The 8,086-nt window shown below is 43.4% G+C and carries 4 protein-coding genes and 1 pseudogene; all 5 read right to left on the bottom strand.

The window, feature by feature from the left end:
- Positions 1–47: 47 nt before the first annotated feature.
- Positions 48–743 carry an OmpA family protein gene (locus HADU_RS07145; protein ID WP_008304842.1) on the bottom strand — a complete coding sequence of 232 codons (696 nt, stop codon included), beginning with the start codon at positions 741–743 and terminating at the stop codon, positions 48–50.
- 81 nt (positions 744–824) lie between these two features.
- The gene (gene tagF, locus HADU_RS07140) at positions 825–1,784 is read right to left on the bottom strand and encodes a type VI secretion system-associated protein TagF (RefSeq protein ID WP_008304841.1); all 960 of its coding nucleotides are present in this window, start codon (positions 1,782–1,784) and stop codon (positions 825–827) included.
- 42 nt (positions 1,785–1,826) lie between these two features.
- A pseudogene (tssM, locus tag HADU_RS07135) lies at positions 1,827–5,653 on the bottom strand (type VI secretion system membrane subunit TssM).
- A gap of 48 nt (positions 5,654–5,701) precedes the next feature.
- Positions 5,702–7,132 carry a hypothetical protein gene (locus HADU_RS07130; protein ID WP_008304840.1) on the bottom strand — a complete coding sequence of 477 codons (1,431 nt, stop codon included), beginning with the start codon at positions 7,130–7,132 and terminating at the stop codon, positions 5,702–5,704.
- Positions 7,129–8,046 (bottom strand): type VI secretion system baseplate subunit TssG, encoded by a 918-nt coding sequence (gene tssG, locus HADU_RS15255; RefSeq protein ID WP_264653518.1) that lies wholly within the window; start codon positions 8,044–8,046, stop codon positions 7,129–7,131. The genes HADU_RS07130 and tssG overlap by 4 nt, the downstream gene beginning before the upstream one ends.
- Positions 8,047–8,086: the final 40 nt, after the last annotated feature.

The following is an 8,086-nucleotide window of genomic DNA, read 5'->3' as shown; positions in this document are numbered from 1 at the left end:
TATTAATAATACGCTTATCTATGTTGTTGCTCAAGCAACTTATATTTTTAAAGTACTTCAAACTCAATCCGACGGTTTTTCTTTCGACCTTCAGCTGTGGTATTTTCCGCTACAGGTTTACTTGCACCTAAACCATCAGTACTGAGCAAATGTGCTGGAATATTTTTTTTGATTAAATAAGCCTTTACAGCCTCTGCACGTTGCTGGCTCAATTGCAGATTTTGATGAGCATTGCCTGAACTATCCGTATGTCCAATAATCCGTATTTTTTTAGCACCCATCTTGTTTAAAGCAATGACCATTTCATCCAGGATCTGTGTACCTGAAAATGCTAATATCGCACTACCAGATTCAAACTCAATGATTCGATTCTTTAATGCCGCATCAATGATCTGCTGTTCAGCCTGATTGACTGAAAGTTGGGTATTTAAGCGGTAACTTGCTGGCGTTAATCCCTGAAATTTTGCTGTAATTTCCTGAATTTCATGAGGATTTGATACTTTACCTGTGAGCTGAATATCAGTACCTTTTACTGTTAATTTACCGTTTTTGACCTTTTTCAGATCTTCATGAATTACTGTACTGACTGTATTTGACCAGTCTGCTGGTGCGGTGACCTGACGGATCTGGATGCGGTCCACCACATTTTTCTGCCCATAAGTTGTATACAATTTACTCAGTATTTCCTGTTTGGTCATCTCAGTGGGTACAGCACCGTCAATAATGATCGGTTGCGCACACACTGAAAAACTCAAAAAAAAAGAGATTAAGAGATTGATTTTATATATTTTTTTAATTTTAAGTATTTGTTTTTTATTTTCATTTTATGCTTCTACAAATGTTTGTTTAAATAACTTGATGCCTTGAGCCAGACTCATCTGACGCTCACTTAAGGACTGTTCCAAGGCTGCCAAACCTGCATTATTTTCTAGATACGGGTCAATCCAGGCTGCATGGATCAAGGATACCCAGTGTTGACTATCTAAGTTTTCGGTAAAAATATCACTTAAAGCCTGTATATCTGCACCTTTAAAACCAAATAATAAAATAGGCTGTTCTTTATGTAATATACCAATCAACAGTTCTGTATGATGATGTTGTACAAACTGGCTGATCAGGCTGACCCAAAATGCTGCAATTTCATAGCAATAAATCCTATTATGAATAGGTAAAATTAGCACTTTATTCAGGCGGCTAGTACCTTGCTGAACAATCGGTTGCAGCAATAATCCCAATCCAATCAAGCTCTGTGCCAGCTGATAGGCACTCAGATTCATCAGCTTTGCAAATGAATGAATCGTATGATGTTGATAAAATTCCTGCGCTTCTTCTTGGCTGGGCACCATAATCTGGTTGCTCAGCTTACTCAGTTTATCCAGCAAAATATCAGTATCACGAATGGAACGCATTACCCGGTTACATTGATAAAGCTCAACCAGAGCCGATTTGTAGCGCAATGGCGAATACATGATATTTTCAAATGGCTGTTCATGCTCAATCAGATGACTGAGCATCATTGGAAACTGCCGCCCTGAACTGTCTTCACTGGCAATTAAGTTAGCCAGCAAAAATAGTTTTTCTTTGGGATTGGCAATAAAGAAATCCAGCGCGGGTAATTGCGCATAGGTCTGCTTGAAATCTGCCTTCTGCATGGCAAACTCCAATGCTTCCGTAATCCACTGATCAATCAGTTGAATGAGCTGATATTGTCCACGTGACTTGAGAAAATCGCCACGTGCTGGACATTTACCATAATAAAGTGGTGTGGTTTTTAACTCATGCATTACTCACCTCCACCATTTTCTTCAACTTGAAATGAATCCTCATCATGGTACAGCTGCTCCCGTATTAGCTAATGCCGTGGCCGGATTGTGTACCGATACAGGAACACTTTGCGCAGCCACGACACGTACCGATTTATTGGAAACGACCTGATCCATCAGTTGCAGGTTGGCATAGTTTGGCTGTCCGCCGATAGAACTGGCATTCTGGCCACTGACCAGACGGAAGTTTACTTTTACCAGGAGTTCCGGGTCTTCCTTGCTCTTCCAGACCATCTCAAAGTTGCTGCCTTTCTGGGTACGTTGTGCACTTTCAATCAGACGGTTAATGCCATATTCGCCCGGTTCATCAAAAATGGTATGCGTTTTCCCTTCAAGATCCACTAGGGTAATGCGTGCGCCTGGAATCGCGCCCGGATTTGGCCAGACAAAGTTCACCCATTGCTGTATGCCATTTTCAAACAGCATGCGTTGCCCATCGATATCAAAGGTATAAGCTAAAAGCTGAGGATTTTCCAATGGATAGAACTGGAAATTGGACTGGCTTGCAGCAGGAGCTTTACCCTGCCCCTGTTTTAGTTCGCCTGTTGCAACCCCATGAGCAGGTGCGACATAAGTCTGAAAATTTGCTACAAAAGCCGGGTTCAGACTGATTCCCAGATCCTGCCAGGTTTTGGAGGTCAAGGTATAGCCACGTCGGATCACCAGTGGATCCAGATGTTCTTTCACAAAGCGTGCAATACTGCCACTTTCACCAAAAATCTGGTTAATTTCATTGGAAGTGGCCTGTAAGGTTGCCTGACTGCTAAAAGGATATTTTTGAGCCAGATTCTGGCTAAATGGCTGATAAGATTGCATGGTCCAGAGCTTGTTTATTTCAGCTTGTGCAGGAACCAGCAGTCCCTCAAAGGATTGGGTTAATGGTGCAACCAGAAGTTTTTGTAACAGTTGCTGATCCAGCTCTGTCGTCCCCGCCGCCATTTTCTCTGCCACAAATTTTTGGCTAGTGTTAAAAATGGAGTTCTGTTCATGAATTGTCTGTTTGACCAGAGCCATACTGGCAGGACCAATATCACCTGAGCTTTTTAGATCATTGAACTGGCTGCGGATTTTTGCCATTGACTGCATGTAACCATCTAGAAGCGATTGATTCTGCAGATCATCGCGCTGACGTACCATCTGATAGAACATCTGGAACTCACGTGCAATCACACCATGCCCTAACGGGCTATTGGCCTGTTGCACTTGCTTCGCTTCATCACGATTCAGCACTTTGCGCTTAAACCAGGCAATAAAGCCTTTTTGCGGCACTGCCAGTTCTGCCTGAACCATCGGATTATCCCAGCTGGTCTCTTGGGCCACACGTTGGATCAAGATACGGATTGGAGAATGTTCCGGTTCGCCCAAGAGATCCATCTGCTTGATCTGCTGATTGAAATCGCCTGCTTTGGCATAATGAATCGCGTTCAGGAATTTACGCCATTCTGCAATATATTCTTTCTTATAGAGCTCAGTCAGTTGACGACGGATCTGCTCAGGACTACCACTAAAGCTGAGATCATCAGATTGCGTGGTATTCAGCACCCAGTCCCGACTATCGGTTGTGCTGCTCGCTGCCTGCTCGATGGCTTCCTGTACATAACCTTTCCATGCCGGATAGGTATAAATTCCCGGCAAAGCATAGCTTCCCAACATGGCATTCTGGTTGGTTTCACCCAGAATCTGTTTGACTGTCATTGCGGGGAAACGCACGGCCGCACGACTCTTGATTTCATTATAGACACGGTCACGTGCAGAAATACCGGTGGTAATCGCTGTCAATATCTGACGGGTCTGATCCACCAATACTGCATCAGAATTCAACTGAGGGAAACTGTTTCGTCCTGACAATGTAATGGCATAACCCAGAATCTGCTCGGCTTTCTGGAGCATTTCACCCCGCGGTATTTCACCGCGGTTTTGTTCCAGCCATGTGCGCCAGAAACGTGTCAGCTGATCACTTAAATGACTGGAATCCATATACTGGCGATTGCTCAGCATCAGATAGGTTTTTAAGGCATTATAAGCATCCTGAGGATTCTGGTCTGAAGGTTCAGAAGCAATCTGGCGGCCTTGCGCCACATGATTCATTTTCACCTGAATATAATTTTCTTTAGCACCGCTTCATTTGCCTTAACACGTTGCAGATACTGTGCAATCTGCTGCTGGGTAGGCTGAAGCACTAGCTGTTCAATACCCTTAAGGTATTCAGTTTCCAGTTTTTCTCGAATCTGGTTACCCTGATATAAACCAAAGCTGTATTTCAGTGGACGGTCCTGATCAAACTGATCCAGTTGCTGCAGATGCCCCTGTAAAATCATTAAGGCATCCAGTTGATGGCTCAGTGAACGGTTGGCTTGTGCCTGTATCTGCACCACTTTATTCAGGTCGGCCTGAACTTCAGCAATGAGCTGTTGGTTATTGCGATATGACCATAACCATAAACTGAGGACAATCGATAACCCAAGAATTGCACAGGTAAAGGCCATAAAACGCTGACGTTTTTTTGTCGGGTTAATATGCTGACGTACCAGATGCTTGTCTTTCAGGATCACATTGGAAAACAGGCCTTTCAGGAAATAACCGTGGTTCTGGGAAACTGACTGTTTCGGCAGACCAATGTCACTGTCATCACTGTGGATCAAATGAAAATCATCCGCGATCTGTTCCGTCATTGGGCTTTCAATTACGCCATCCTGCAAGGCACTGGTAAAGTAAAAACCACGGAAAATAGGTTTAAACTGGTATGGATTTTCCTGGAACAGTGTAGAAATAAAGGTTTTTAAAACCGGTTTTAGGCTCTTAAATTCCAGTGGAAAAGTCATGACACTTGGAGAAATGTGCTGTGAATGCCGACGGCTCAAATGCGTTGTACTGACACTTTTCAGACCATCGTATAAAATATTGTAATGCTTCTCAAACAGCTCCAGCGCCTGCTCGCTGGAATTTGCCGTATACGGTAAAGTCGCGCCCCAAACCTGATCAAATTCCTGCGCATCATAACAGTCAAAAAATTCGGTAAATCCGGCAATCAGGTCCATTTTGGAAAAGACCAGATACACGGGAGCAAAGACTTCTAGACGTTCAGTTAGATCCTGAATACGGGCACGCAGATTTTTGGCTAATTTAATGGATTTTTCCGGACTCTGGCTGACCAGCTCGGCAATACTGACAATGACAATCAGACCATTCACGGGCGCCTTTGAACGATTTTTCTTGAGAATATTCAGAAAACCGAGCCATTCGGAATGGTCCTCAGCATAGACCGAATAACGCCCTGCCGTATCTAGTAAGACTCCTTCGGTTGAGAAAAACCAGTCACAGTTACGGGTCCCGCTTAAGCCGGAAGACATCATCTGTTGATGATGTTCTTCAAATGGAAAACGTAAACCGGAATGGTAAATGGCCGAGCTTTTACCAGCTGCCGGATTGCCAATCACCATATACCAAGGCAGTTCATACAGTGCCGTATTCCCCTTACGATCTCCGAGTCTGGACTTTCGGATCAGCTGAATCGATTCTTTCATCTGCTGCTGGATCAGCTGCAGTTCTTCTTTATTCTTATTCCTGTTCTGTTCAGTTTCGGTTGTACTGGCAATAGCCTCGGAAAGCTCCTCTCCTTTTTTGCCATGCCGATAATGCTGGATCAGTGTATAAATACCCCAGACTACCAAGATCAGGATATAAACCGCCACCAGCATCCAGAACACATGGTCCGACACGGTATTTTTCATGGAAATAATCACCACGAAAAATGACAATGCCATCATCACTTTTGGATTGGTCACATACTGCCAGACATATCCCAAGATCGTATAAAATAATGTATTCACTGTAATCTCTTATATTTTTTCATTATTTTTCATTTTATTTAAAATTTTTCAGGCTGCATTCTGTTGAAGTTCTTCAACCAGACTGACTGGTTGATAAGCAAGAAATGTATGAGGATGCTGCACCGTATAGGCCAATGTAATGACATCATCATTCATTTGCATGCACAAAAATATCCCAAACAAGGCTTTCATCTCTACCGTACTGCCCAGATAAGAATGGCAATACAGGCCGTGATGCAGTTCTATCCCAGCTGTACCTAAATACTGCTGAATTTTTTTAGAGGTATTGATCTGTAATGGATCATCCAGCAATAGTACAAATGCGGCTTCCTGCTGCAACTGTTCAGCAAAATTTGGAGATTGTTGCTGTAAATATTCACTAATATTTTTGACATGCTTTAAGGTTTTAATTGATTTAATTTCCATTAAATCTTCAATGTTTAACTGTGGAGCAGACAGGCATATACTCGCGGCATATTCTCCCGGCAGATATTGTTCCGACTGCCATAACTGCTGTTCCAGCCACTCCTGATCAATTTCAGACTGTACTGCAATCACCAGACTGACCTGTTCATGTTGCTGCTGAATATCATTGAGCAGATTGATCCAGAGTGCATAAGTATTGTGATGATCGACATAATGGAACTCGACATGAATCTGGCGCTGCACAATTTCATATTCCTGTTCTAGCTGTTCGATCAGCGTCTGTTGTGCTTGATCTGGCCAGATATGAATCAATGTTGCCGGCAGCAGAATATGCAGATTCAATTTATTTAATCGTGCCACCTGTTCAAATGGAGTTTCTATTTCATTCTCTTCATCAAACTGTGCATTGATCCAGCCTGGATGCATACGGTATTCATAAGCGGTTTCTGCATCATAGAACATCGCTGACTTTCTCAGATGTGTCGCAATGCGATACAGACTTTCAGCATGTTGCTCCATCTGCTGCTGAATCAGTAAATTGATTCGTTGCAGCCGCATGCTGTGCAGAGTGTCATCCTCTTCTGCTTCGGCTAACAACTCGTCCAGATGTCGAATGCGATAAGACAGGATCGGCAGTCCATAGTGATTGACCAAGGTTTCATCCAGTTCCGGGCTTTTGAATGCCTGCATTGCGTCAATAATTTCATGATTTTCACCAAAGCTATGGATTGCTGCGGATGAATAGATTTTTAGAGTCCGCTCCTCAACCGGTTTATCCTTATTTTTCTCCAGTTCACTTTGCTGTTGCAAATGTTTTTTTTCATTTTCAGCGGCTTCTAACTTTTCTGCTTTAGCTGTCTGATAAGCTTTTAACGATGTATAAATCAGCCATGGGGAAAGCAATAACAAGCCGGAAAAAACCGGCAGCAGAATAAAAAACTGCAGCATCTCCATAGCCGTCGGATCATACTGCACATCGCGCCAGTAGTAGATCACCAAAGCGCTTGTCAGCAGGATGAGTGCCAGAATGATCGCAATAATACTCTTGATCATGCTGCTCTCCTCATCAGGCTGTAACAGGTTTCCTGATTATCTTCAGCGGTTTGTGGCATCAAAAAAGCGCCTTGTCCCAGCCCGGCACTTTGATCACCAAGCCGAATTGGGTAGATTTCTGCTTTGCTTAATACCAGACGCAGATCCACCATCAAGGTTGGGCTGCACCAGGTTGAAATCATCTGCTTAAGTTTTTCGCTATATTTTTGCTGCGGCAGAAAATCTAGATAGTCCTGACGACTCAAAGGACCAATCACGATTTCAATTTTTTCATCAATTTGGGTCAGCACTTCGCCACAGAAAGTATTGATTCCCAGTGATGCAGGATTTGATCCGCCCAGTGATGCTTTTTGCGCAGTATCCAGCTTAAACTGCTCAGTTAAATATTCCCTGATCTGAACCTGATGCTTGAACATGCAACCCAGCATGGTTTTCAGGACATAAGCACTATTATTTTGCCCCTGCATCAGACCGGAAAATTCAGCAAAATAATCATCCAGATGTTGCTGTTGATGTTGTTCACGCACATAGCCATTGAGCGCATGCAGAATCTCCAGATAATGATTTTCCTGCTCAATTTCATAACGTACTGGCAGATGATAGTGAATCGAGGCTTCGATATATTGCGCGGTCAGTTTATGGTTAAACAACCCGAGAAAATGCAGGGTCTCCTCACGCTGCTGACGCGGGCTTTGCTTGATACGATAGGTATAGGTATAAGGCAATACTCCCTGTGTTCCGGTCAGGCCAATTATCGGACTGGTCAGCTGAATTTTCTGATCGTTCCATTGCAGACACTCAATTTCGGATTTGGGGAAATTCAGATTCAGCGAGCTAGCAAAACTAAAACTCTTGCTCCAGTCTTGTGAGTGTTTCTGCTCAGGATAATGACGCAGCAGACGTGTTGCCTGCACCAGTTCAAAGCGGGTGGGCTGCTGATACAGCTGTTCTACT

Origin of the sequence: Acinetobacter sp. HA (assembly GCF_000264725.1) — a bacterium.
Classification (GTDB): domain Bacteria; phylum Pseudomonadota; class Gammaproteobacteria; order Pseudomonadales; family Moraxellaceae; genus Acinetobacter; species Acinetobacter schindleri.
This window is presented reverse-complemented; position numbering and strand designations above follow the sequence as displayed.

Coding starts and splice junctions, on each gene's coding strand:
- tagF (WP_008304841.1), bottom strand. CDS start 1,784: ATGCATGAGTTAAAAACCACACCACTTTATTATGGTAAATGTCCAGCA.
- HADU_RS07130 (WP_008304840.1), bottom strand. CDS start 7,132: ATGATCAAGAGTATTATTGCGATCATTCTGGCACTCATCCTGCTGACA.